This window comes from Streptomyces sp. NPDC060027 (assembly GCF_042737005.1).
Taxonomy (GTDB): domain Bacteria; phylum Actinomycetota; class Actinomycetes; order Streptomycetales; family Streptomycetaceae; genus Streptomyces.
On record NZ_JBHWVI010000444.1, the window covers coordinates 1 to 1635 of the forward strand.

The 1635-nt window shown below is 52.2% G+C and carries 1 rRNA gene; it reads left to right on the plus strand.

What is annotated here, in order from left to right:
- Positions 1 to 1635 (plus strand): 23S ribosomal RNA (locus ACFWBT_RS42860); the annotation flags it as partial.

The window sequence follows — 1635 nt, forward strand, 5'->3', positions numbered from 1 at the left end:
ACTTCGTTCTCTCTTGAATGTATCCTGAGTACGGCGGAACACGTGAAATTCCGTCGGAATCTGGGAGGACCATCTCCCAAGGCTAAATACTCCCTAGTGATCGATAGTGAACCAGTACCGTGAGGGAAAGGTGAAAAGCACCCCGGAAGGGGAGTGAAAGAGATCCTGAAACCGTGTGCCTACAAATAGTCAGAGCCCGTTAATGGGTAATGGCGTGCCTTTTGTAGAATGAACCGGCGAGTTACGATCCCGTGCAAGGTTAAGCTGAAGAGGCGGAGCCGCAGCGAAAGCGAGTCTGAATAGGGCGAAATAGTATGTGGTTGTAGACCCGAAACCAGGTGATCTACCCATGTCCAGGGTGAAGTTCAGGTAACACTGAATGGAGGCCCGAACCCACGCACGTTGAAAAGTGCGGGGATGAGGTGTGGGTAGGGGTGAAATGCCAATCGAACCTGGAGATAGCTGGTTCTCTCCGAAATAGCTTTAGGGCTAGCCTCAAGGTAAGAGTCTTGGAGGTAGAGCACTGATTGGACTAGGGGCCCCTACCGGGTTACCGAATTCAGTCAAACTCCGAATGCCAATGACTTATCCTTGGGAGTCAGACTGCGAGTGATAAGATCCGTAGTCGAAAGGGAAACAGCCCAGACCGCCAGCTAAGGTCCCAAAGTATACGTTAAGTGGAAAAGGATGTGGAGTTGCTTAGACAACCAGGATGTTGGCTTAGAAGCAGCCACCATTTAAAGAGTGCGTAATAGCTCACTGGTCGAGTGACTCTGCGCCGAAAATGTACCGGGGCTAAACGTATCACCGAAGCTGCGGACTGTTCTTCGAACAGTGGTAGGAGAGCGTTCTAAGGGCTGTGAAGCAAGACCGGAAGGACTTGTGGAGCGCTTAGAAGTGAGAATGCCGGTATGAGTAGCGAAAGAGGGGTGAGAATCCCCTCCACCGAATGCCTAAGGTTTCCTGAGGAAGGCTCGTCCGCTCAGGGTTAGTCGGGACCTAAGCCGAGGCCGAAAGGCGTAGGCGATGGACAACAGGTTGATATTCCTGTACCACCTCTTTATCGTTTGAGCAATGGAGGGACGCAGAAGGATAGAAGAAGCGTGCGATTGGTTGTGCACGTCCAAGCAGTTAGGCTGATAAGTAGGCAAATCCGCTTATCGTGAAGGCTGAGCTGTGATGGGGAAGCTCCTTATGGAGCGAAGTCTTTGATTCCCCGCTGCCAAGAAAAGCTTCTAGCGAGATAAAAGGTGCCTGTACCGCAAACCGACACAGGTAGGCGAGGAGAGAATCCTAAGGTGTGCGAGAGAACTCTGGTTAAGGAACTCGGCAAAATGACCCCGTAACTTCGGGAGAAGGGGTGCTTTCTTAACGGAAAGCCGCAGTGAATAGGCCCAGGCGACTGTTTAGCAAAAACACAGGTCTCTGCGAAGCCGTAAGGCGAAGTATAGGGGCTGACGCCTGCCCGGTGCTGGAAGGTTAAGAGGAGCGCTTAGCGTAAGCGAAGGTGCGAATTGAAGCCCCAGTAAACGGCGGCCGTAACTATAACGGTCCTAAGGTAGCGAAATTCCTTGTCGGGTAAGTTCCGACCCGCACGAAAGGCGCAACGATCTGGGCACTGTCTCAACGAGAGAC